The 244-nt window shown below is 57.4% G+C and carries 1 protein-coding gene; it reads right to left on the bottom strand.

The annotated features are described in order from the left end of the window. Window positions 1-244: transposase (locus AC6CWS_RS26545; RefSeq protein ID WP_498256460.1), on the bottom strand; the 244-nt coding region annotated here is incomplete at both ends.

The following is a 244-nucleotide window of genomic DNA, read 5'->3' as shown; positions in this document are numbered from 1 at the left end:
CGAGCGACGGTTGTAATCTGTTGTCCATTTCCACCGCGCATTACTCCCGGTCATTCGCTGATTAGCCACTGCACGGTTACGGTCTGCATATTCACCGGGCCAGTAACCCGCGCCTTTTCGGGGCGGGATAAGGGCGCTGATTTTCTTACGCCGCAGTTCATCGTGACAGAGCCGGGTGTCGTAAGCGCCGTCTGCCGATGCTGCCCTGATTTTTCTGTGAGTCTGCCGGATAAGACCCGGGAAG

Source organism: Klebsiella sp. M041, assembly GCF_059759695.1.
This window is presented reverse-complemented; position numbering and strand designations above follow the sequence as displayed.